The organism is Limnohabitans sp. DCL3, assembly GCF_048019295.1.
In the GTDB taxonomy this organism is placed as follows: Bacteria; Pseudomonadota; Gammaproteobacteria; order Burkholderiales; family Burkholderiaceae_C; genus Limnohabitans_A.
Window position 1 is genome coordinate 1526948 of sequence record NZ_CP171842.1, and the last position, 22909, is coordinate 1549856.

The window sequence follows — 22909 nt, forward strand, 5'->3', positions numbered from 1 at the left end:
ATGGCCCGCTTGTCAATGGGCTTTGTAGCCCATCCGAAATCCGCCCCAGTGCTTGCCATTCACCCAAATGGGCACCGACAGGTCGTGCATGATTTCACCGGTATCGCGTTTGTAGGTTTGCAAAAGCACTTTCTGGGTGTGTGAGCCGCAACGGCTGCCCGTGCGGTCGCTGAAAATGCGTTTGCTTCGGCTGTTGATCAGGTCCACGTCGTAACGCCCCGTCAGTGGGTGCGCAAATTTGTCATTGTGGGTGGGCACATAGCCGCGCTGGTTGGTGCAGATCGCAAAGACCAGTTCGGGCGATTGACGCAACACGGCTTCTTGAATACTCGGCAGTGTTTTGTCGGTGAACGCATCGAATCGTGAGGTGTATTTCTGGGGGTTCGTGTGGGGCACCGGCTGGTGTTCTTGGCTGAGCAAATCTTGCGCACTGATCTGCCCCTTTGAAATAGCCTGTTCGAATGCGAATTGCACCGCATCGGCCGCGGCGCGCGCCACGGTGTACATGCGCTGGTGCAAGGTGAGGAGGTTCAGCGAGACCAGTTTTTCAAAGAAACCTTCGCTCAACTCCGTCAGGCCCAGAGTCTGTTTTTCCTGGGAAGCAATGCGCAGACCGAAGCTGGCCAGCTCGTCTTGAATTTCACCCAAGTAATTGGAGATCTTGCCCACTTCATCGGCTGAAGCACTGGAGGCCTGCACAATGCCGTCCATTTGCTCCGACAAAACGCAGGACGAATCGAGGATGCCCGACAAACGTTGGCCCACTTGCTCGATTTGGACCACATTGGCTTGCACATCGCCCAGCAATTCGTTCATGCTGACCACGGCCTGCTCGGTTTGGCTCATGATGCCGCCCACACTGGCATCGATTTCCTGGGTCGCTTCAAAGGTTTTTTCGGCCAACTTGCGCACCTCGTCCGAAACCACCGCAAAACCCTTGCCGTGCTCGCCAGCGCGTGCCGCCTCGATCGCTGCGTTGAGCGACAGCAAGTTGATCTTGTTGGCAATGTCGCGGATCAATTGAACAATGTGTTCAATTTTTTTCGAACTGCTCTGAAGCCCGGTGATGGAAGATGACACGATTTGGGTTCGCCCGCCCATTTGCCGCATCGACTCGATGGTTTGCTGCAACTCGTGCTGACCCTGCTCTGAATTGTCGCGGGACCGCTGCGCCAACTGAGCCACCGACGCCGCATCGGCGCTGACACGGCTGGAGTTTTGAGCCAATGATTGGGACGAGTGAGAAATCTGGGCACCTTTGACCGCCAAGGCCTTCATCTCTTGGTTGATGCCATTGGCTTGCCAGGACAGATCGGCCAAGGTAATGGCACTTTTTTCGACCACCGAACTCATGGCATGCACGATGCGCAGCAAGTTCATGTGGCCATCGGTGATTTTCTGAAGTGCGGGCCCAAGAAGCGGGTCATTCAGCCAATCCGATGGCATAGACGTCCGGGCGTTTGAGGTGTCATGCACCTCACTGTAGGTCTGCAAAATGAACCGGTTCAACTCCGACAACATGGCGGACAAATGCCCCAGGCCCGCACGCACAGCCAACAGCGCTGGTGAATCGGTACTCCCCAACGCATCCACGGAACGGCCATGTGGCAATTGACCACGTTCCAAGGCCTGCATGCTGTCCACCACCCCGAAAGTATCGGCGCCTTGTTTCTGAGACACCAAGGCCAATGCCTGGGAGATGCGCTCCAATTCTGTTGGCAACCAAAGCGGCTCGGCCCAAGACCCGTCTGATCCGTTGGCAGTTTGTGCGGCCATGCTTTGAACGGCGGATAAAGCGCGGTGCACAGGCCGCCAAATAAACCAAGCCAACAACGCCAGCAAAGCGGCCAATGTCAGGCTCACGGTCAACAGGTGGAAATCGGCAGGGGTACGACCCGCGTCTTGTGCCCCAACACTCAAAAGGCCAAAGCTGGTCAACACTGTGACGCAACAAATGACAAAAAATACAAATCTCAGTTGTATGGAATGCAGCACAGCACGACCTCACACAGATGAACACGCTTGGAACCCGTACATGGGCATGTGGGTTCGAAGGGGGTCGATCAGACGAAAAAAAAGCACCAGGCGTGGTTGCCAAGTGCTCAGTTTTCTACCAAAAATGGTAGGCGCGACTAGATTCGAACTAGCGACCCCCACCATGTCAAGGTGGTGCTCTAACCAACTGAGCTACGCGCCTGCTAAGCCTTGAATTATAGCGTCAAAAAAACCGGTTTTCTGGACCTGGTCCAATAAGTGGTGTTTAACGCCGTCTCGCCGCCCTCACCCCTTTGACGGCACGCACACTGGAGAGCACCTTGTTCAAACGCGCCGCATCACCAATCTCCACCGTGAAGGTCATCCAGGCCGTACCCTTGACCGATTGCGTTTGTACGCCGATCACATTCATTTTTTCCTTGGCAAAGACTTCGGAGATATCACGCAGCAATCCCTGACGGTCCATGGCCTCCACCGACACATCCACGGGATAGACCGATCCTTCTGCACCTTGAGCCACCCCCCAACGCACATCGATGACCCTTTCGACATGGCGTGAAGCGAGTTGGCGAAAGTTACTGCAATCTTGGCGGTGGATGCTAACGCCCTTACCCCGCGTCACAAAGCCGCCAATTGCATCGGGTGGGGCAGGCTTACAACAACGGGAGAGTTGGGTGAGCAAAGAGTCCACCCCCACCACCAACACGCCGGACGGGGATTTGCGCGACGCAGACCCTTTGAACTTCTTTTGAAAGTAGTCGTCGGGCTCCAGGGCGGGCTCAGGCGGGTTGAGCAAAACCTCGATGTTGCGCAGTGAAAACTCGTCCTTCCCCACCACCTCAAACAAGCTGTCGGCAGACTTGAAGCCCAGCTGACTGGCCAAGTCTTCCAAGCGGACGGCGGTACGGCCCAGACGCTGCAAGGATTTCTCAACCGCTTCACGCCCTTTGGCGATGGTTTCTTCGCTCACTTGGGCATTGAACCAAGCGCGCACTTTGGCGCGCGCACGCGGACTGGCCAAAAATCCCAGCTCGGGGTTGAGCCAGTCGCGTGAAGGCCCGCCTTCTTTGATGGCCGTGATCTCCACCGTTTGGCCATTGGCCAGGGGCGTGTTCAAGGGCACCATGACACCGTCGACCTTGGCGCCCCGACAACGATGCCCCAAATGGGTATGCACCGTGTAGGCGAAGTCAATGGCGGTGGCGCCTTGCGGCAGCTCCACCACGGCAGCGTCGGGGGTCAAGACATAGATGCGGTCATCAAAAAGCGAGGTGCCGTGACCGCTGCCTTGCACCGCGTCCGACAAATCGCGCTCCCATGCCAACAATTGCCGAAGTACGGCAATTTTGGTGTCGTAGGCGCTGTTGGCAGAAACACCGGCGTAGCCTTTTGCGCCCGCTTCTTTGTACGCCCAGTGCGCAGCAACCCCGTTTTCGGCGTGGTTGTGCATGGCTTGGGTGCGAATTTGAACTTCGATGGGACCGCCATCGGCGTCGCGCACCACGGTGTGCAGGGATTGGTAACCGTTGGCTTTGGGTTTGGCGATGTAATCGTCAAATTCTTCGGCTATTGGGGCAAAGTGCTCATGCACCCAACTGAGCACTTGGTAGCAATCGGCCACCTCGGGCACCACCACGCGCAAAGCGCGAATGTCAAAAACACGATCAAAGGTGAGCGACTTGCCACGCATTTTGCGCACAATGCTGTAGATGTGCTTGGGCCGGCCATCGACTTGCGCACGGATACCTTGCGCAGCCAAGGCTTGACACAAGCGCTCGCGAAGCTCGTGCATGTTGCGTTCGCGCTCCGTGCGCTTGGCATCCAGCAAGAGCGCAATGCTTTTGTAAGTTGCAGGCTCCAAAAAGCGAAAAGACAGGTCTTCCAACTCCCACTTGATTTGCCAAATGCCCAAACGGTTGGCCAAAGGCGCAAACACCTGCAAAGACTCGCTGGCCAAAGCCGGTGGCGCCATGCGCTTGGTGGCTGCGTAATGGCGCAAGGTTTGCAATCGCGAGGCCAAGCGCAGCATGACCACGCGCAAATCGCGGCTGAACGCCAGCAGCATCTTGCGCACATTTTCAGTTTGTACCTGAGGGCTCAAGGGTGTGTTGTCTGGCCCGGTGCTCTGGGTCTCGGCAGCCCTGGACAAGCGCTGCAGATGGACCAACTGGTTGGTTTGGGTGGCCAACTGCGCCATCGGCAAACCAAAGGCTTTGGCAATGACCTCCTCCGCTTTGTTCAGGTGCGGGCAGGTGTAGACCAGGTAAGTGGCCGCCTGCATTGCCACCGAACCGCCCATATTGGCCAAAATCTGGGCCACTGCATCCGCATGCGCCAAGATGTTTTCGCCGGTATCGAGTAACTCGCACGAGATCAAGGGCTCGGCAAACGCGCGCGCCTTGGTGAGCGCGCCGGACTCCTCCGTTTCTGCGGTGGCCAACATGACTGGTGGCAGGGCTGCTGTTGGGGGGGCTGTCGTGCTGGGGCCGTGCATTCGACCTGGCGTCGATAAAGGGCGTGCGGAATGGCTGATGGAAGGACTGACCATGCGCTCAAGCACTCAGCAAAAAAGTCGTCAACACCTGAATTTGCGCGTCACTGGTCAGTGTGGGCGCATGACCAAAACCGGGCCAAGTCTCCAGCCTGGCCAAGGGGCCGCGTTGCGTCATTTCGAAAGCCGTCTCGGGCGTCAACAGGTCGGACTCCTGCCCGCGGATCAACAGTGTTTGGGCCTGGATTTGGTCGTACAGGGCCCACAAAGTCAGCTCTCCAGCGCTGGCGATGTCCGGAGTCATGGCCTTCAGGGGGACACTGATGGCCGGGTCGTAATGCAAAGTCAAAGTGCCGTCTGCGCCGGGGCGGGTCATGTGCACCGACATTTCGCGCCACACTTCGGGGGAGACAGGACCGAAGCCTTGCGACAGGGTCCACAAGGTGGCGGCCACTTCTTCCATGTCCCTGTATTGGCCGTATTGACCCACATAGGTCTTCATCCTTTCGACAGATGACCACGTGATCGCCGGTCCCACGTCATTGAGCACCAAACGGCGAATGGGCGTTGGCAAGGGCAAATCAGGTTGACCGGCCAAGACCATGCCAATGAGACCGCCCATGCTGGTGCCGACCCAATCGAGGCTGCGCATCGGGATCGAACCGAGTTGCGTTTGCACCTGAGCGAGCATGGTCAACATGTCGGCCGCATAGTGTGGAATTTGGTAAAGGCCCGGGTTGTCCAGCCACTGGCTGCGGCCTCGGCCCACAACATCGGGACACAACACTTGCAAAGGTTCGGCGCTCTGGGCCACCAAAGCTTGTGCCAAACGGTCGAAGTCTCGCCCCTGCCTCGTCAACCCATGCACACAAACCACCACGCGCTGGGCATCGGGGCGGCCCCAACGGACATAAGCCATGCGGTGCTGCCCTTGAGGATGGGGGCAATCCACCCACGCTGGCTGTGGCTGTGAATGGTGAGGAGCTGGGTGTTCGGTCATGACAATCAGAAACAATCTCGGGACTGTGCGTCCAAAACAGGCTGTTGACAGCGCCATAATGGACTTTTGAACATCCTAATTCATCTTTCGGAGTCTTCATCATGTTGCAAGGTAAAACAGCGTTGGTCACCGGTTCCACCAGTGGCATTGGTTTGGGCATTGCCAAGGCGTTGGCCAAGCAAGGCGCCAACATCGTGCTCAATGGTTTTGGCGACGCACAAGGCCCGAAAGCAGAGATTGCTGCGCTGGGTGTCCAAGTCGCCTACCACGGTGCGGACATGAGCAAAGCATCCGACATTGAAGCGATGATGAAGTTTGCCGCCGACACATTCGGCCGGGTCGACATCTTGGTCAACAATGCCGGCATCCAGCACGTGGCCAAAATTGAAGATTTCCCCATCGAGCGCTGGGACGCCATCATCGCCATCAACCTGAGCAGTGCCTTCCACGCTACGCGTTTGGCTTTGCCCGCCATGAAAGCTGCCAACTGGGGCCGCATCATCAACGTGGCTTCTATACATGGTTTGGTCGGTTCTTCCGAAAAGTCGGCCTATGTGGCGGCCAAACATGGTGTGGTGGGCTTGACCAAAGTCACGGCCCTTGAAAACGCCACCACGGGCGTGACTTGCAACGCCATTTGTCCCGGCTGGGTACTCACGCCGTTGGTGCAAAAACAGGTGGATGCGAAAGCGGTGGCCATGGGCTTGTCGAATGAAGAAGCCAAGAAACAACTGCTGCAAGAGAAAGAGCCCTCCATGCAGTTCACAACGCCCGAGGAATTGGGTGATCTGGCCGTGTTCTTTTGCTCCGCCGCTGGTAACAACGTGCGAGGCGTCGCCTGGAACATGGACGGTGGCTGGACAGCGCAATAAATCCGACCATGAGCACCTCGTCTCGTTTGGACAAAATCGTCATCGTCGATGACGATGCCCGCATCCGTGATTTGCTCCGACGCTATTTGTCACAAGAGGGTTTCGATGTCTTGTTGGCGGAAGATGGCCGCGCCCTAGACCGGATCTTGCAACGCGAAACCATCGATCTGGTGGTGCTTGACCTGATGCTCCCGGGTGAAGACGGTTTGGGAATTTGCCGCCGTTTACGCGCTGCCGGCGTCAAAACCCCGGTCATCATGCTCACCGCCAAAGTGGAGGATGTGGACCGCATCACCGGGCTGGAGATCGGCGCGGATGACTATTTGGGCAAACCGTTCAACCCGCGCGAATTGCTGGCCCGTATCCATGCAGTTTTGCGACGCAGACCGCAACACGAAGCGCCGAGTGCCCCCTCCTCCGCCAGCCATGAGGTGATCGTCTTTGGCGCTTTCTCCTTGGATCTGGGCAACCGCTCCCTCACCAAAAACGGTGAAGACATGCCTTTGACCAGCGGTGAATTTGCCATGCTCAAGGCCTTGGCGCGCCACCCCAAGCAACCACTCACCCGCGATAAATTGGCCCAATTGGCGAGGGGACGAGAATTTGAGCCTTTTGACCGCAGTTTGGATGTCCAGATTTCGCGTTTGCGCAAAATGATTGAGCTCGATCCTGCAACCCCCAAAATCATTCAGACCGTATGGGGTGTGGGCTATGTTTTCGTGCCAGATGGTCAAGCGTGACCCCTGACCTTGATTCCAAGCCCGTGACAGACGCTTTGGGCAAGTCGCCGCACCGGGTCAAACTGAGTCTCTTTTGGCGAACTTTCTTTTTGTTGGCTTTGCTGATTCTGTGCAGCAGCTTGGCATGGCTGCAATTGTTTCGCACGCAAGAGTATGAGCCGCGCGTCTTGCGCAACGCCCACCAAATTGCCACGGTGGTCAATTTGACCCGCACCGCGCTCATGCACACCGACGCGATTGCCCGGGTCTCTCTTTTGAAGATGCTGGCCGACGAGGAGGATGTGGGCATCCAGACGCGCGAACCCCAAGATCAAATCGTCCCCTTTGGGCGCTCAGGCTTGGAGCGCCAATTGGTGGTTGAAATGGTCAATCGCTTGGGGCCTGACACCTTGATTGCGTCAGAGGTCAATGGAGAAGCTGGCCTGTGGATTGGCTTCAAGATCGAGCGCGACAGTTATTGGCTGCAAATGGACCCCGCCCGATTGCGGCCCGTAGGCGGGTCGGCTTGGTTGACCTGGCTGGGTTTGATTGTGGTGTTGTCTCTCGGTGGTGCGGCCTTGATGGCGGGATTGATCAACCGGCCCTTGAAAAGGCTGTCCGATGCCGCCAGCCAAGTGCGCGAGGGACACTTCAACACCTCCACCTTGGATGAAGACGCCGCCACCCCTGAAATTCGCGAGGTCAACATTGGCTTTAACCGCATGGCCGAGCGCTTGGTCAAAATCGAGCAAGAGCGGGCCGTGATGCTCGCAGGTATTTCGCATGACCTGCGCACGCCATTGGCACGTTTGCGCTTAGAGACCGAGTTGAGCGTGTCCGATCTTCAAACCCGTGACTTGATGGCCGCTGACATCGCCCAGCTGGACGCCATCATCGACAAATTCCTCGACTACGCTCGGCCCGAGCCCGCTGAACTGGGGCCCGTCCTGCTGTCTGGCGTCATCAGCCGGAGCATCGCCCCTTGGCGAAACAACCTGCGCATGGAAATTCGTGTGGAAGTGGCAGAGGACTTACAAGTCCAAGCTGAACAAGTGGAGCTCTCCCGCGTGTTGTCGAACTTGTTGGAAAATGCCCGCCGCTATGGCCAAAGTCCCAGTGATGGCATCACGCGGGTCGAAATCGTCGCCAGGGTGCATGACGGCTGGGTGTTGCTTCGCGTGCGTGATCAAGGACCCGGGGTCTCCGAAGAGGCCTTGAAAAATCTGACGCAACCTTTTTTCAGAGGCGACTGTGCCAGAACCGATGCCACGGGTTCAGGTTTGGGTTTGGCCATTGTGGAGCGCTCGGTGCAGCGAATGGGTGGCACCTTTTCGGTGTTCAACAACAGCGCGGGGGGCTTGATGGCGTTGATGAAGTTCAGGCAAGCCGAGCTGAACTGAACACCAACAAGGCCACAGCCCGCGCTTCGATGCTTTGACCCATGCCCACGGGCCCCAGCTTTTCAGCTGTTTTGGCTTTCACGTTCACCTGCCCCGCCTGCACGCCCAGCGCTTTGGCCACCCCAGCGTTGATGGCGGCCATGTGGGGGGCCAGTTTGGGGGCTTGGGCCACGATGGTGCTGTCCACATTCACCAACTCCCAGCCTTGCGCACGCACGCGGCGCATGGCTTCGGCCAGTAAGAGCGAAGAGTCGGCCCCCTTGAACTGCGCATCTGTATCTGGAAAATGCCGCCCAATGTCGCCCAAGCCCGCCGCCCCCAACACCGCATCGGTGATGGCGTGCAACAAGACATCGGCGTCAGAATGGCCCAAAAGGCCAGCGGTGTGGGGAATTTCGACCCCACCCAAAATCAGCTGCCGCCCGGGCACCAGAGCGTGCACATCCCAGCCCTCACCGATGCGGATATTCATGGTTTTGCCTTTAAAACAGCCTCGGCCAACGCAAAGTCTGCCGGGTAAGTGACTTTCAAATTCATGGCCGAGCCTGGCACCAAACGGGGCGACAAACCTTGCCGCTCCATGGCGCTGGCCTCGTCGGTGATGCCCGCAAACCCGGAAGCCGCCACCTGCGCAAGCGCTTGGTGCAGCGAGCCCACACGAAACATCTGCGGGGTCTGCGCCAGCCATTTGTCTTCGCGCGGCAGTGTGCTCTGCACACGAGGCACACCACCCCGTGTCTGTGTCTTGAGCGTGTCTGGCAGTGGCAAAGCCAGCAAGCCGCCAACCGGATCATCTTGACACGACACGATGAGCAAGGCGACCGCCTCGGGCGTGACGAGACAACGTGCGGCGTCGTGCACCAGCACCCAGTCTTGGGCGGGCACACCAGCAGCCAGCATGGCACCCAGACCGTTGAAAACGCTTTCTGCCCGGGTGGCCCCGCCGCAGTTCAGTCTGGCAAAGCGCTCAGGCCAAAGAGCGCCGTGCGGCCAGACAAAGCCATCATCAGGTGACAACACCAGCCAGCCCTGCGCGATTTGCTGCACCTGCGCCAAGGCCTGCACAGTGTGCATGACCATCGGCTGCCCGGCCACGGTCTGGTACTGCTTGGGCATGGGGGTGCCCGCACGGCTGCCAGTGCCCGCGCAAGGGATCAGGGCGTGAAAACGGGGATGGGCGCAAGTCAAGGACATGGTTTCAGATTGTAGGAGGTCGCCCTGCGCCTGAACGGCGCCCCATGGCCATGCCCAAAGTGGGGGCTCTTGGGCACCACTTCTACAATGCGGTGTCTGCCAACTTTTGCACCCCCCTCCCTGTCGGCGGGGGGTGTTTTGCTTTTTTCATTGCCTTTGCCCAGCGCACACACCATGCAACTGCCCAGCCTGATTTCCGGCAAACGTTTCACCCTGCCCCGCCCCGCCGGATCGGCCGATGCTGTGCTGCTTTCCCAGTTGGCCGCGCGCGAGAAAAAAGCGGGCCAACTGACCGCCATCGTCACCAGTGACGCGGCCGACGCCCAGCGGCTCATGGATGAGTTGGTGTTTTTTGCGCCCGATCTGCGCTGTGTGATGTTTCCCGACTGGGAAACCTTGCCCTATGACACCTTCTCGCCGCACCAAGACTTGATCAGCGAGCGCTTGGCCACCCTCTGGCGCATCAAGCAGCGCAACCATGCCGAAAGTGCCGACGTGGTGTTGGTGCCCGCCACCACCGCGCTGTACCGTCTCGCCCCACCGTCCTTTTTGGCGGGCTACACCTTCGAGTTCAAGGTCAAGCAAAAGCTGGACGAAGCCCAGCTCAAGGCCCAGCTCACCCTGGCGGGCTACTCGCATGTGAGCCAAGTGGTCAGCCCCGGCGAATACGCGGTGCGCGGTGGCTTGATCGATTTGTTCCCCATGGGCTCGCTGGTCCCTTACCGGGTGGACCTGTTTGACGACGAGATCGACAGCATCCGCACCTTCGACCCCGACAGCCAGCGCAGCCTCTACCCCGTGCCCGAGGTGCGACTGCTGCCCGGTCGCGAGTTCCCGATGGACGAGGCCGCCCGTGCGCGGTTCCGAAGCCGCTGGCGCGAACTGCTGGAGGGCGACCCGACCAAAAGCCGCATTTACAAAGACATGGGCAACGGCGTGGCCACGGCGGGCATCGAGTACTACCTGCCGCTGTTCTTTGAAGAAACCGCCACGGTGTTTGACTACCTGGGCGCAGGGCAAGCAGACGCGGCCACCGTGGTGTTGCACGGCGATTTGGAGCCCGCATTCCAACGCTTTTGGCAAGACACCCGCGACCGCTACCGCTTGGTGCAAGGCGACCCTGAGCGGCCCGTGCTGCCGCCCGATGCGCTGTTTTTGAGCGCCGAGCAGTTCTACACCCTGACCAACGGCCACGCGCAGCTGGCATTGCGCACAGGCAACAGCGATGTGCCCGACAACACCCTGGCCCAGCCCCTGCCCGAGCTGACGGTGGTGCGCGGCGCCGAAGACCCGCTGTCGCGCTTGCAGGCGCACATCCGCAGCAGTGCCAGCCGGGTGCTCATCTTGGCCGAGAGCGATGGCCGCCGCGAAAGCCTGCTCGACTTCGTGCGCTCCAGTGGCCTCACGCCACCCGTGTTCGAAAGCCTTGAAGATTTTTTAACCAGCGACGAAAAGGTCGGCATGGCCACCGCTGCACTGGTCAGCGGTTTCCACTGGTTCGAGCACAACATCGACCTGGTCACCGAAACCGAACTTTTCGCGGCTGGGGCGGTCACCCGCCGGCGCAAAAAACAGGAACAGGTCAGCGATGTGGAAGCGCTGATCAAAGACCTGAGCGAGCTGAATGTGGGCGACCCGGTGGTACACAGTGCCCATGGCATTGGCCGCTACCGAGGTCTGGTCAACATGGACATGGGGCAGAAGAACGAAGACGGCACGCCCGCTCTGCAGGAGTTTTTGCACCTGGAATACGCCGACCAAGCCACACTCTATGTGCCCGTGAGCCAGCTGCAGTTGATTGGCCGCTACACGGGCGTGAGCGCCGACGAAGCGCCCCTGCACAAGCTGGGTTCAGGCCAATGGGAAAAGGCCAAACGCCGTGCCGCCGAGCAGGTGCGCGACGCCGCCGCCGAGTTGCTCAACATCTACGCCCGGCGCGCCGCACGCGAAGGCCACCCCTTCCGCTACAGCCCGCAAGACTACGAAACCTTTGCCAACGACTTTGGCTTTGAAGAAACGGCCGACCAAAAGGCCGCCATCCACTGCGTGATTCAAGACATGATCAGCCCCCGCCCCATGGACCGTTTGGTCTGCGGTGATGTGGGTTTTGGCAAAACCGAGGTGGCGCTGCGTGCTGCTTTTGTGGCCGTCACGGGGGGCAAACAAGTGGCGATTCTGGCGCCCACCACCCTGCTGGCCGAGCAGCACTACCAAACCCTCAAAGACCGCTTTGCCAAATGGCCCGTCAAGGTGGCCGAAGTCTCGCGCTTTCGCTCGGGCAAAGAAGTCACCGCGGCCCTCAAGGGCATTGCCGATGGCACGGTGGACATCGTGGTCGGCACGCACAAGCTGCTGAGCGAATCCACCAAATTCCACGACCTGGGCCTGCTCATCATCGACGAAGAACACCGCTTTGGCGTGCGCCACAAAGAGGCCATGAAAGGCCTGCGGGCCGAGGTCGATGTGCTCACGCTCACCGCCACCCCCATCCCCCGCACCATGGGCATGGCTTTGGAGGGTCTGCGCGATTTGAGCGTGATTGCGACTGCGCCGCAACGCCGCCTGGCCATCAAAACCTTTGTGCGCAACGAAGGCACGGGCGTGATCCGCGAGGCGGTGCTGCGCGAACTCAAGCGCGGCGGCCAGTGCTACTTTTTGCACAACGAGGTCGAGACCATCGAGAACCGCAAGCAAAAGCTCGAAGAAATCTTGCCCGAAGCCCGCATCGCCGTGGCCCACGGCCAAATGCCCGAGCGCGAGCTGGAACGCGTGATGCGTGACTTTGTGGCCCAGCGCTACAACATCTTGCTGTGCTCGACCATCATCGAGACCGGCATCGACGTGCCCACGGCCAACACCATCGTGATCTCTCGCGCTGACAAATTCGGCCTGGCACAGCTGCACCAGTTGCGTGGGCGCGTGGGTCGCTCGCACCACCAAGCCTATGCCTATTTGATGGTGCCCGAGATCGAAGGCCTGACCAAACAAGCGGCTCAGCGGCTGGACGCGATCCAGCAAATGGAAGAGTTGGGCAGTGGCTTTTATTTGGCCATGCACGACCTGGAGATCCGCGGGGCAGGCGAGGTGCTGGGTGAAAACCAAAGCGGCAACATGCTCGAAGTGGGATTTCAGCTCTACAACGAAATGCTGTCCGAAGCGGTGCGCAGCTTGAAAGCAGGCAAAGAGCCCGATTTGCTCAGCCCCCTGTCCGTCACCACCGACATCAACCTGCACGCCCCTGCCCTGCTGCCCAACGACTACTGTGGCGACGTGCACCTGCGCCTGAGTTTCTACAAGAAACTGGCCACCGCCAAGACCAGCGACCAGATCGACGCCCTGCTCGAAGAGCTGGTGGACCGCTTTGGCAAGCTGCCTCCCCAAGCGCAAACGCTGGTGGACGTGCACCGCCTGCGCGTGCTGACCCAGCCCTACGGCGTCATCAAGGTGGACGCCGCGCCGGGCGTCATCCAAATCACTTTCAAGCCCAATCCACCCGTGGACCCCATGGCCATCATCGGCCTGATCCAAAAGAACAAACACATCAAGCTGGCGGGTAACGACAAGTTGCGCATCGAACGCGAACTGCCCGACCCCAAGGCCAGGGCGCAGATGGTGCGGGATGTGTTGCGTTCCTTGGGCCAGCCCAAAACCGAAACCGCCACGACCTGAGACCCTTCAACGATCTTCGATAATCCTGACCCATGACCACCGCCACAGAATTCGCCCCCGGCCTTGCCATTCAGGGCTTTGCAGCCCCGCTGTCTTTGTCCCAGTTCAAGCTGATCGCATTTGACATGGATTCCACGCTCATCAGCATCGAGTGCATCGACGAGATCGCCGACGCCGTGGGCCGCAAGGCCGAGGTGGCGGCCATCACCGAGGCGGCCATGCGCGGCGAGATCAGCGACTTCAAAGAAAGCCTGCGCCGCCGCTTGGCCCTGCTCAAGGGCGTGACCCTAGCCGACATGGAGCGCGTTGACACCGAGCGCCTGAAAATCAACCCCGGCGCGGCCGAGCTGATCGCCACATGCCAAAAAGCGGGGATGAAGGTGCTGCTGGTTTCGGGTGGCTTCACCTTCTTTGCCGAACGCGTCAAAGTTCGCCTGAACATCGACTTCGCCCGCGCCAACCAACTGGAGATCGTGGGGGGTGAACTCACGGGTGGCCTGGTCATGCAAAGCTGGGGGGACATTTGTGATGGCGCTGAAAAGCGCCGCACACTTCTGGAGCTGGCCTCGTTGATGGGCATCGATCCACGTGAATGCATCGCTGTCGGCGATGGCGCAAACGACTTGCCCATGATGGGTGCTGCAGGTTTGTCGGTGGCCTACCACGCCAAACCCAAAGTGCGTGAGCAGGCCATGGTGGCCATTCAAGAAGGCGGGCTGGACCGGCTGTTGGAAGTCGTCAAGCCCTGAAAAAGCGCCCAAACGCCGAATCAGCGGCGCAAAGGCTTGAGCAAATCGCTCAAACCGTTGTGGTCGATTTCTTGCATGAGTTGAAGCAATTGCCCGATTTCGCCCTTAGGGAATCCTTCACGCGCAAACCAGTTGAGGTAGTTGCCGGGCAAATCGGCGATCAGTGTGCCCTTGTGCCGACCGAATGGCATGGGCATGCTGACCAGCTTCATCAGGTCTTCGGGCTTCATGGCCTCGCCCTCACACCCCGCCCCAGAGCCATTCACGAACGCGTGCATGAAACGCCTCGGGCCGCGAAATCATGACCCAATGCCCACAAGGCAAGCCTTGCACCGCACTGCCGGGTTTGGTGGCGACTTTTTCCAACCATGGGGCCGAGTGGAACATGAAAGGTTTGCGCTCGCCATAAACAAACAAGAGGGGCATGGGCAGCTGGATCTGCGCCGCACCCTTGAATCCACCCGCTGCGCCGAACCACTGCATGGCGTAGGGGTAGTTCATCTTGTGGGTGATGGTGGCCGGTGCTGTGGGGCAGCGCAGCCAGCGGGCCATGGCGCGGGTCATGCGGGTGCCCAGACTGCCGCCGATTTTCCAGGCCAAAGCCAGCCAGACCTGGTAGCCCATCACAGAGAGTTTTTCCTTGACGCCCCAACTGCGCAACAAAGCCCCCGAGTTGTGGTCGCCCACGTCCACCGCCACCACGCGGGCGACCCGCTCGGCGTGGCGCATGGCGAATTGGTAGCCAAAAATGCAGCCCCAGTCGTGCAGCATCAGGGTCACGGGTTGGCCCGGGCTGATGCGGTCCACGATCTGGCTCAGCAGATGGCACATGTCATCCAGACGGGTGGCGGAGGGGCCTGACTCAAAGCCTGGCAGTGTCAAACGCGCACAGGTGGCGCGGTCCTGCAGGGCGCCCACAGTGCCGTCCCACAGCGCGCGGGTATCCGGCCAGCCGTGCAGCATGAGGATGACTTCGTCACCCTGCCCTTGCAGCCAAACGTCCGTACCGTGGACGGTGATGCACAGCTCGGTTTCACCAGCCATGGCTCAAAGCGCTTTGGCCAGGCGAGAGACGCCTTCGAGGATCTTTTCTTCGCCCACCGTCGCAAAGCTCAGGCGGAAGGTGGCGTGGTCGGGGTTGGCGCAGAAAAACGGCGTGCCCGGCACAAAGGCCACGCCGTTGTCGATCGCGCGTTGGGCGAACACATTGCCGTCAGCCACCTTGCCGCCCGCGCCAGTGAGGCGCGCCCAGACGAACAAGCCACCTTGGGGCTGCACAAATTCCACCGCATCACCCAGTTCACGGCGCAGCGCGTCGCCCATGGTCTGAGCCCGCTTGGCATACACAGCACGCACTTTGTCCAGCGTGGCAGGCATGCGGCCCGCCAACAGGTATTGCGCGGCCGTGGCCTGGGCAAAGGTGCTGGTGTGCGCGTCGCTGAACTGCTTGCACATGGTGGCGCGGACCAGCAATTCGGCAGGCGCGATCATCCAGCCCACGCGCAGGCCGGGCGAAAGGACTTTGGACAGCGAACCGCAATGCACCAGCAGCTCACGGCTGCCGGGCACCGAGCTGCTCATGGCCAGCAAGCTGGGCGGCGGCGCTTCGCCAAAGTACAAATCGCCATAGGGATCGTCTTCAACGATCAAGGTCTGGTGCTTGACGGCCATCTCCAGCACCTGTTGGCGGCGCTCGGCGCTGAGCAAGGCACCACTCGGGTTGCCAAAGGTGGGGATCAGGTAAACAAACTTGGGCTTGTGCTCGGCAATCAGCTTTTCTAGCTCGTCGGTTTTGACGCCATGGCCGTCCACCGGGGCGCTGATGAGTTCGGCCCCATACAAACGGAAGCACTGGATGGTCGCCAAAAAGGTCGGGCCTTCCACAATCACCTTGTCGCCGGGGCTGATCATGGTTTTACCGATCAAGTCCAACGCCTGCTGACTCCCGGTGGTGACGATCAGCTGGTCGGCTGCCACATCCTTGGCACCTTTTTGGCGCATGAAATGCGCCAGTTGCTCGCGCAGCGGACCAAAGCCCTCGGTGGCGCCGTATTGCAGGGCCGCACCCGGGTCTTGGTTCAAGGCGGCGTTGCTGGCTTCGCGGATGCCGTCCACGTCGAACATGGCGCTGTCGGGAAAGCCGCCTGCAAAACTGATGATCCCGGGCTTGCCCAAAAGCTTGAAAAGCTCGCGGATGGCGGAGGTTTCGACCTTGTTCAGGCGGTCGGCAAATTGCAAAGGCATGGTGTATCTTCCCGGTTTGTCTTGGCCGTCATTTTGCCAACATCTGCACACCTACTTTTGCCCCCCATGAAACCCGCACAAATCGAATCCTTCTTTGCAACGCTGCAAGCCGCCAACCCCATGCCCGTGACCGAGCTGGCATACACGAGCGTCTTTGAGCTGTTGGCCGCCGTGCTGCTGTCGGCGCAGGCCACCGATGTCGGCGTCAACAAGGCCACGCGCCGCTTGTTTCCGGTGGCGGGCACGCCGCAAAAGATTTTGGACCTGGGTCTGGAAGGTCTGGAGAGTTACATCAAGACGATTGGCCTATACCACAGCAAAGCCAAACACCTGATGGAAACCTGCCAAATACTGGTGGCACAACACGGCGGTCAAGTCCCGCGCACGCGTGAAGCCCTGGAAGCCCTGCCGGGTGTGGGCCGAAAAACCGCCAATGTCGTCTTGAATTCGGCCTTTGGAGAAGCCACCATGGCGGTGGACACACACATCTTCCGCCTGGGCAACCGCACGGGTTTGGCCCCCGGCAAAACGCCATTGGCAGTGGAGCAAAAGCTCCTCAAACGCGTTCCAGCCAAGTACTTGGTGAATGCCCACCACTGGCTCATCTTGCACGGGCGCTATGTGTGCCAAGCCCGCAAGCCCTTGTGTGGGCAATGCGCGGTGGCCGCCTTTTGCGACTTCAAAACCAAAACACCCTGAACCCAAGGCGGGTCATTGATTTTTTGGGCATTCACACCCGACACGCTGTGCCGCAGAGGCGATGGCTCTTGGCGGGTAAAATTTATGCCTCTGTCCGGCTGGACAGCTCCTTGATGGATGGCCTGTGCCACCGTTGCCTCCAAAGCGCACTGCGCTGCTTTTGAACCCGATCTGACTTGCCCATGACGCGAGCCCTGCCGCGTACCCACCTCAACAGCTCCAGACTGACGCGTTTTCTGACCGAAAACGCCATGCTCAACGCCGCCCCTGTCGCCGACGACATCGGCCCCAGACTGGGCGATTGGCTGCATTTTCGCCACGCCATTGCCTTGCACGGTGTTCTCAACCCTGAGCAGCCATTTGCCGCAGCAACACCTGCGCACCTGCGTCGAGCGGGGACGATGACAGCCGAAGCACTGACCCGGTATGTGGAGAAAGTGCAGGCCCAATTGGAGCAGTCCATCGCGCAAGGTGCACCCCCTGGATCAGGTTTGGCACGCATCGACATGCCCCCTGCTGAAATGGACGAGCCCATTGAGCCCCAAACGGCATTTGAGCCCTACCGCAGGTTTTATACGGCCCACCAGCGGCAAATGGAAACGTCCATTCAAACCCTGCGATCGCAAGTTCGCAGGCAATTGGGCCATCGTTCGCCGTGCCTGCAGCAGCTGGCCGCACTCGACGCCGCCTTTGAAAATATCCTGAGCGAACGAGAGACCGTTTTACTCGCCAAAGTCTCCAAATTGCAGGAAAAACGCTTTGCGCAGGCTCTCAACCAACACCTCAAGAAACAAGCCGAAGCCATGGAGGCCGGTGCAGTCGCCAACGCGGACCTTTCAGTGAGCGCCTGGCTGCTGCCACTGCGCCAAGCCATGCGCACCGCATTGCAGGCAGAGTTGGACACACGCATGCAACCCGTTTGGGGCCTTTTGGAGGCCTTCAACACCCACACCACACAAGAACAATGAAACGATACTCCTTCCACATCGCCTTCGGTCTGGGCGCATTGGCCGTGCTTTGGGTGGCTGCCGCTGTGGCCACGTCGCACCTCTTGGTCTTGGCCATGGCGGCGGTGATAGCCGGTGTGTATGTTTTTGGGGCGATCGAGTTGCACCAATACCGGCGCACGACGGCCGCCCTGAACCAAGCCTTGGCCAATGTCCCACCCCAATTGCAAAACCTCAACGATTGGCTGATCACCTTGCCCTCGGGCTTGCAAAACCCGATCCGCCAACGCGTGGAGGGTGAACGCGTGGGCCTGCCGGGTCCGGCGTTGACCCCCTATTTGGTGGGCTTGTTGGTCATGCTGGGCATGCTGGGGACATTTTTGGGCATGGTGGTGACACTCAATGGTGCGGTTTTTGCGCTCGAAGGCTCGACCAACGTGGCGGGCATTCGGGCCGCATTTTCCGAACCCATCAAAGGCTTGGGCCTGGCCTTTGGTACTTCGGTGGCCGGCGTATCCACTTCGGCCATGCTGGGTTTGATGAGCAGCCTGGCCCGGCGTGAACGTGCGCATGCCTCGCAAGGGCTGGACACGCTCATGACCACCCGCCTGCGCAGCTTTTCTCTGGTTCACCAACGGCAAGAAACTTTCAAGGCTTTGCAACAACAGTCGCAAGCCCTGCCGCAAGTGGTGCAGCAACTGCAAACCCTGATGGCGCAAATGGCCGAAACCAGCCAGCAGATGAACGAGCGCTTGCTGGCCAACCAGCAAAGTTTCCACACGCAAGTGCACTCGGCCTACACAGGTCTGGCGCAATCGGTGGAGCAATCGCTGCGCACCAGCCTGAGCCAAAGCATGCAACTGGCCAGCGACGGCATTCGCCCCGTGGTGCAAGCCACCATGACGCAACTGAGCGAACAAGCCCAGACCATGAACGAGCGCCTGCTGCTCAACACGCAGCAGCAACTGGGTGAACTGCAGACGCAAATGGACGCCACGGCAGCCACCGTGGCGCAGACCAGTGCCGAGACACTGACACGCCACGCGCAAGCCAGCACCCACATGACCGAACGTCTCGGCCAGACCTTGGACACGTTCAGCCAGAATTTTGAGCGCAGCGCCCAATCGCTGGTCGACCAAGTCAGTGTCGCCCAGACGCAGCAGCTGATCCTGCAAAGCAGCGCCGACCAGCAGCGCCTGCAAGCTTGGCAAGACTCGCTCACACAAATGGCCAGCGAACTGCACAGCCAATGGCAGGCCTCAGGGACGCAGACTTTGGCACAGCAGCAAGCCATTTGTGACACCTTGGGCGAAACGGCCCAAGCCATCCAGACCCACGCACAAACCCATGCCAGCCAGACGCTGGCCGACATCACGCGCCTGCACGACGAGCGCGCTGATGCCGACCAAGCGCGCCTGGACGCATGGCAGGCCTCTTTGACGGCAACGGCCAGCAACTTGGAACAAGCCTGGCAAAACGCGGGCGCGCAAACCTTGGCTCAGCAGCAAGCCATTTGCGACACCCTGACCCGCACGGCGCAAGAAATCACCAACCATACGCAGACACAGGCCACGCAAACCTTGGCAGACATCACGCGCCTGATGGCCAGCAGCGAAGCGCTGATGCGTGAGCGCATCGCCACAGAGGCCCAGTGGACTGCAGGTCACCAGCAGCGCGCCGAAGAACTGGCGGCCTTGCTGCGCCAGGAACTCTCGGCCCTGCGCGACGCCGAAGACGCACGCGGACAAATCGCCGTGGCTCGCCTGAGCGAGTTGCAAAGTGTGGTGGCTGCCCACCTGACCACCCTCGGCACTGCGTTGGAAGACCCGATCGCACGACTGATCGAAACCGCCTCCGAGGCCCCCAAGGCCGCAGCCGAAGTGATCGCTCAACTGCGACAGGGAATCTCGGTGAGTGTGGCGCGTGACAACGACTTGCTTGAAGAGCGCACCCGCATTCTGGGCACGCTTGGCACTTTGCTGGACGGCATCAACCATGCATCGACGCAGCAGCGAGCCGTGGTGGATGCGCTCGTCTCCACCAGCCAAGCCACGCTCAGCCAAACCAGCAGCGAGTTCCACCAACACGTGGCGGCCGAGACAGGCAAGCTGGCGGACATCGCAGCGCAGGTCACGGCCGGTGCCGTGGATGTGGCCAGTTTGGGTGAGGCCTTTGGCTTTGCCGTGCGTTCTTTCAGCGAAACCAACGAAAAGCTCATGGCCAACTTGCAGCGCATCGAACTGGCTATCGATAAATCGATGACACGCAGCGATGAACAATTGGCTTACTACGTGGCCCAGGCCCGAGAGATCATAGACCTGAGCATTCACAGCCAACAAGACGTGTTGGAAGCCCTGCAGCAACGCCAGTCAGAGGGAGCCGCTTGATGCTGGAACTGGAAGCCGAAAACGAATCCACCGCGCCCACTTGGATCTCCTTTGCCGATTTGATGACCGGGCTGGTGGGTGCGTTTGTGCTGCTCCTGGTGGGGGTGATGGCGGCCCAGCTGGACATGGCCTACAAACTGGAAATCGAGGTGCAAAAGCGTCAAGTGGAAGAGCAAAAGCGTGTGTCGCTGGAGCAGGCCTTGGCCATCCCACTGGCCAGTGGGCGCATCACCCTGAACAACGGCCGAATTGGCATCAGCGGCAAGTTGCTCTTCGAGCTGAACTCCGACAAGCTGGAACCCGAGGGGCGACAGCTGCTCAAAAGTTTGGTGGGGCCATTGCGCAGCTACTTGCAGTCACGTGAAGAAATATTGATGGTCAGCGGTTTCACCGACGACAGGGTGGTGGGCAACCGCAACCGACAGTTTGCAGACAATTGGGAGTTATCCGCCCAGCGTGCCCTGACGGTGACACGCACCCTGATCGAGGAAGGCATGCCTTCATCGGCGCTTTTTGCAGCAGCCTTCGGCCAAGAGCAACCCCTGGTGGCCAACACCAGTGACAAGGCCCGCGCCCAAAACCGCCGTGTGGAAATGGCCCCAGTGCCCAAAGCCACCAATTCGGCCAGCGCCCAACCAGCCCCTGCCCTGCCATGAACGTCAACACACCCGTGTTGCCAGACTTAGAGGGCTTGCTTGCATCCGGTGCATCACGGGTAGACCCGGTCAGCTGGCATTACATCGAAACACTGGCCCAGCGCACGCGTGAACAATCGGGTCCAGCACAGCTCAAACTCTTGATCAAACTGCAAGCAGCTTGTCAGCGTTTGGAGGCTCGAGTCAATGCACAAACTCAGCCCCAGGCCGCCCAGACCGTCATGCCTTCCCCAATGGCCTCACTGCTTCGGGACATGGGGGTCCAAGGTGAAACATCGGCAAGGCGCCCAGCTGCCGGCTGGCCTCCCAGCAGCCCGCGCGTTGAGCATTTCAAAAAGCAATTGAGCCAAATCAGTGTACAAAAGCAGGTCTCGAAAGCCATGGCCCAAGCCCCGCACAATGCGGGGCCCATCAACTCGCACATGTTGGTGCTGCGCTCACTGGGTCTGATGCGGGAGATTTCACCGGATTACCTCAACCGGTTCATGGCTTATGTGGACACGCTGTTGTTTTTAGACTCGCCCGAGGTGGGCAAAACGAAACCCAAAAAGACAAGCTCAGCGAACAAACCTGAACAAACGCTCAGGTCAGAAGAACTCAAGCCCTGAGCTCGGGTTCCGGAAAACCGTTGCGCCCCGGAAACTCGGGGGCCAGTGTTCGCGCGTTGGGCATCTTGACCCACAGGCGCAGCATCTTGCGGTTGAGCTCGTGCACGCCGTGGTCTTCAAACCCGTTGCGCGAGTGCAGCACGGCGTAGTTGTTGGCGAACTGCAGGTCACCGGGTTCAAGCATCATGCTCAAGCGGAAATCATCGCGGTGCATGACTTGGTCAAACAAATCGAGTGCTTCGATCTCGACCTCGGACAGCGGCAGATTGCGGATTTCGTGACCCAGCTCGATGTACTGGCGCAGGTAGCGGCAGCTGAGCTTGCCTTGGTGGTGGCTGAAGATGGGTGACAGGCTGGGCAGGTCTTCGCACAGGTGCGAAAAATACCAAGTGCGGTAATACAGACCCAGGTACTCGGGGTGGTGCTGCAGGATCTCGTTGTAGATCGCCGCCACGCTCACCAGCGAGCTCAAACCACCCTGCTTGGCCTTGCGCAGGCATAAAAGGCCCACCACATCCGACGGGTCTGAGTGGTACGGCAGGTACAGGTTGGTTTCGTAAACGCGGGTGGTTTTTTTCGTCACATCCCCGACATTCATGACCACGCCAAGCAGATCCCCTTTGGGGTTTTGCCGAACGGGCACACCCATGTGCAGGCCAATGCCGTAGTAGATGATTTGAATGTCTTCTTCGCTGTAGCGCTCAACAGGCAAACCCCGCAGCACCAAAAAGCCCCGGCCATTTTCCAGTTCATCGCTGTGCGCTTTCAGCGCGTGGGCCCAGTCACCAATGGGGAAATCTTCTCGGGAAAAGTGGGGGAAAGACAGCCCTTTGGCTTTCACTTGGGCCAATGCGGCATCGAGGATGCCCAGCACTTTGGGGCTCAAGAGGTGCAACCAAGAACTGTCGCCCTGCAAGTCCGCTCCCTTCCAGACCGCGGGCCCGGACATCGCTTGCTTCATGATCAGACCCATGGCCGTTCCCTCAGTTTGGTTGCGGCCAATGGCCTGTTTCAGAGGCCGAGCTGAACCAAAGCGGCCTGTAAGCCTGCAAATCCACCCACCCGCTGGTCGTTGATGAAAATCTGCGGCATTTGTCGCACGGAAGGACCACATTTCTCAAAAAACGCCATCCGCTCGGCTTCGCCGTCGATTTTGATCTCTTCAAATGCCAAGGCTTTGCTTTTGAGCACCATCTTGGCGGATTCGCATTGGGGGCATGCGGACTTGGAGTAAACGACGATTTTGAGTTCCATGCCTGAAATTCTAGCGAAAGAAAAC

The 22909-nt window shown here is 59.6% G+C and carries 20 protein-coding genes and 1 tRNA gene; 10 read left to right on the top strand and 11 right to left on the bottom strand.

Going from position 1 to position 22909, the window contains the following annotated elements; genetic code table 11:
- Positions 1 to 12 precede the first annotated feature (12 nt).
- The 4 genes from ACHEXK_RS06875 to ACHEXK_RS06890 all read right to left on the bottom strand — a co-directional run bounded on the left by ACHEXK_RS06875 (position 13) and on the right by ACHEXK_RS06890 (position 5405).
- Positions 13 to 1863: a methyl-accepting chemotaxis protein gene (locus tag ACHEXK_RS06875; RefSeq protein ID WP_416548626.1), complete on the bottom strand. Its 1851-nt coding sequence runs from the start codon at positions 1861 to 1863 to the stop codon at positions 13 to 15.
- A 257-nt stretch (positions 1864 to 2120) separates the two neighbouring features.
- Positions 2121 to 2197 (bottom strand) — tRNA-Val (locus ACHEXK_RS06880).
- A gap of 63 nt (positions 2198 to 2260) precedes the next feature.
- Positions 2261 to 4489, bottom strand: coding sequence for a RelA/SpoT family protein (locus ACHEXK_RS06885; protein ID WP_416548627.1), 2229 nt, complete (start codon positions 4487 to 4489; stop codon positions 2261 to 2263).
- Positions 4490 to 4547: 58 nt separating this feature from the next.
- The gene (locus tag ACHEXK_RS06890; protein ID WP_416548628.1) at positions 4548 to 5405 is read right to left on the bottom strand and encodes an alpha/beta fold hydrolase; all 858 of its coding nucleotides are present in this window, start codon (positions 5403 to 5405) and stop codon (positions 4548 to 4550) included.
- A 182-nt stretch (positions 5406 to 5587) separates the two neighbouring features.
- Here ACHEXK_RS06890 and ACHEXK_RS06895 point away from each other — a divergent pair, with 182 nt between their 5' ends.
- Genes ACHEXK_RS06895 through ACHEXK_RS06905 form a run of 3 tightly spaced genes read left to right on the top strand, consistent with a single transcriptional unit; the run spans position 5588 to position 8477 of the window.
- A complete protein-coding gene (locus ACHEXK_RS06895; protein ID WP_416548629.1) occupies positions 5588 to 6358 on the top strand; it encodes a 3-hydroxybutyrate dehydrogenase in 771 nt (256 codons plus the stop codon).
- 8 nt (positions 6359 to 6366) lie between these two features.
- The gene (ompR, locus tag ACHEXK_RS06900; protein WP_416548630.1) at positions 6367 to 7098 is read left to right on the top strand and encodes a two-component system response regulator OmpR; all 732 of its coding nucleotides are present in this window, start codon (positions 6367 to 6369) and stop codon (positions 7096 to 7098) included.
- Positions 7095 to 8477 (top strand): ATP-binding protein, encoded by a 1383-nt coding sequence (locus ACHEXK_RS06905; RefSeq protein WP_416548631.1) that lies wholly within the window; start codon positions 7095 to 7097, stop codon positions 8475 to 8477. The genes ompR and ACHEXK_RS06905 overlap by 4 nt, the downstream gene beginning before the upstream one ends.
- Here the strand turns inward: ACHEXK_RS06905 and ispF are convergent.
- Positions 8455 to 8949, bottom strand: coding sequence for a 2-C-methyl-D-erythritol 2,4-cyclodiphosphate synthase (ispF, locus tag ACHEXK_RS06910; protein WP_416548632.1), 495 nt, complete (start codon positions 8947 to 8949; stop codon positions 8455 to 8457). The genes ACHEXK_RS06905 and ispF overlap by 23 nt on opposite strands.
- Entirely contained in the window at positions 8946 to 9671 is a 726-nt protein-coding gene (ispD, locus tag ACHEXK_RS06915) for a 2-C-methyl-D-erythritol 4-phosphate cytidylyltransferase (protein WP_416548633.1), read from the bottom strand. The genes ispF and ispD overlap by 4 nt, the downstream gene beginning before the upstream one ends.
- Before the next feature lie 174 nt (positions 9672 to 9845).
- Here ispD and mfd point away from each other — a divergent pair, with 174 nt between their 5' ends.
- Together mfd and serB are read left to right on the top strand one after the other, a co-directional pair.
- The gene (gene mfd, locus ACHEXK_RS06920) at positions 9846 to 13340 is read left to right on the top strand and encodes a transcription-repair coupling factor (RefSeq protein WP_416548634.1); all 3495 of its coding nucleotides are present in this window, start codon (positions 9846 to 9848) and stop codon (positions 13338 to 13340) included.
- 32 nt (positions 13341 to 13372) lie between these two features.
- Positions 13373 to 14089, top strand: coding sequence for a phosphoserine phosphatase SerB (gene serB / locus ACHEXK_RS06925; protein WP_416548635.1), 717 nt, complete (start codon positions 13373 to 13375; stop codon positions 14087 to 14089).
- A gap of 20 nt (positions 14090 to 14109) precedes the next feature.
- Here the strand turns inward: serB and ACHEXK_RS06930 are convergent, their stop codons facing one another.
- The 3 genes from ACHEXK_RS06930 to ACHEXK_RS06940 are packed head-to-tail and all read right to left on the bottom strand — an operon-like array spanning position 14110 to position 16333.
- Positions 14110 to 14319 (bottom strand): DUF3820 family protein, encoded by a 210-nt coding sequence (locus ACHEXK_RS06930; protein ID WP_416548886.1) that lies wholly within the window; start codon positions 14317 to 14319, stop codon positions 14110 to 14112.
- A 10-nt stretch (positions 14320 to 14329) separates the two neighbouring features.
- Positions 14330 to 15133 carry an alpha/beta fold hydrolase gene (locus ACHEXK_RS06935; RefSeq protein ID WP_416548636.1) on the bottom strand — a complete coding sequence of 268 codons (804 nt, stop codon included), beginning with the start codon at positions 15131 to 15133 and terminating at the stop codon, positions 14330 to 14332.
- 3 nt (positions 15134 to 15136) lie between these two features.
- Complete coding sequence (locus ACHEXK_RS06940; RefSeq protein WP_416548637.1) at positions 15137 to 16333, bottom strand: PLP-dependent aminotransferase family protein; 1197 nt, start codon at positions 16331 to 16333, stop codon at positions 15137 to 15139.
- Between the two features lie 66 nt (positions 16334 to 16399).
- Here ACHEXK_RS06940 and nth point away from each other — a divergent pair, with 66 nt between their 5' ends.
- From nth to ACHEXK_RS06965, 5 genes are all read left to right on the top strand, one after another.
- Positions 16400 to 17032 (top strand): endonuclease III, encoded by a 633-nt coding sequence (gene nth / locus ACHEXK_RS06945; RefSeq protein ID WP_416548638.1) that lies wholly within the window; start codon positions 16400 to 16402, stop codon positions 17030 to 17032.
- A 182-nt stretch (positions 17033 to 17214) separates the two neighbouring features.
- Complete coding sequence (locus tag ACHEXK_RS06950) at positions 17215 to 18000, top strand: DUF3348 family protein (RefSeq protein WP_416548639.1); 786 nt, start codon at positions 17215 to 17217, stop codon at positions 17998 to 18000.
- Positions 17997 to 20366, top strand: a complete 2370-nt coding sequence (locus ACHEXK_RS06955; RefSeq protein WP_416548640.1) for a DUF802 domain-containing protein — start codon at positions 17997 to 17999, stop codon at positions 20364 to 20366. The genes ACHEXK_RS06950 and ACHEXK_RS06955 overlap by 4 nt, the downstream gene beginning before the upstream one ends.
- Positions 20366 to 21022, top strand: coding sequence for an OmpA family protein (locus ACHEXK_RS06960; RefSeq protein WP_416548641.1), 657 nt, complete (start codon positions 20366 to 20368; stop codon positions 21020 to 21022). Before ACHEXK_RS06955 ends, ACHEXK_RS06960 begins: the two co-directional genes overlap by 1 nt.
- A complete protein-coding gene (locus ACHEXK_RS06965; protein WP_416548642.1) occupies positions 21019 to 21630 on the top strand; it encodes a DUF2894 domain-containing protein in 612 nt (203 codons plus the stop codon). Before ACHEXK_RS06960 ends, ACHEXK_RS06965 begins: the two co-directional genes overlap by 4 nt.
- Here ACHEXK_RS06965 and ACHEXK_RS06970 read toward each other — a convergent pair.
- Both ACHEXK_RS06970 and ACHEXK_RS06975 read right to left on the bottom strand, forming a co-directional pair.
- The gene (locus tag ACHEXK_RS06970; protein ID WP_416548643.1) at positions 21620 to 22603 is read right to left on the bottom strand and encodes a TauD/TfdA family dioxygenase; all 984 of its coding nucleotides are present in this window, start codon (positions 22601 to 22603) and stop codon (positions 21620 to 21622) included. The genes ACHEXK_RS06965 and ACHEXK_RS06970 overlap by 11 nt on opposite strands.
- A 38-nt stretch (positions 22604 to 22641) precedes the next feature.
- A complete protein-coding gene (locus tag ACHEXK_RS06975) occupies positions 22642 to 22884 on the bottom strand; it encodes a glutaredoxin family protein (RefSeq protein ID WP_416548644.1) in 243 nt (80 codons plus the stop codon).
- Positions 22885 to 22909: the final 25 nt, after the last annotated feature.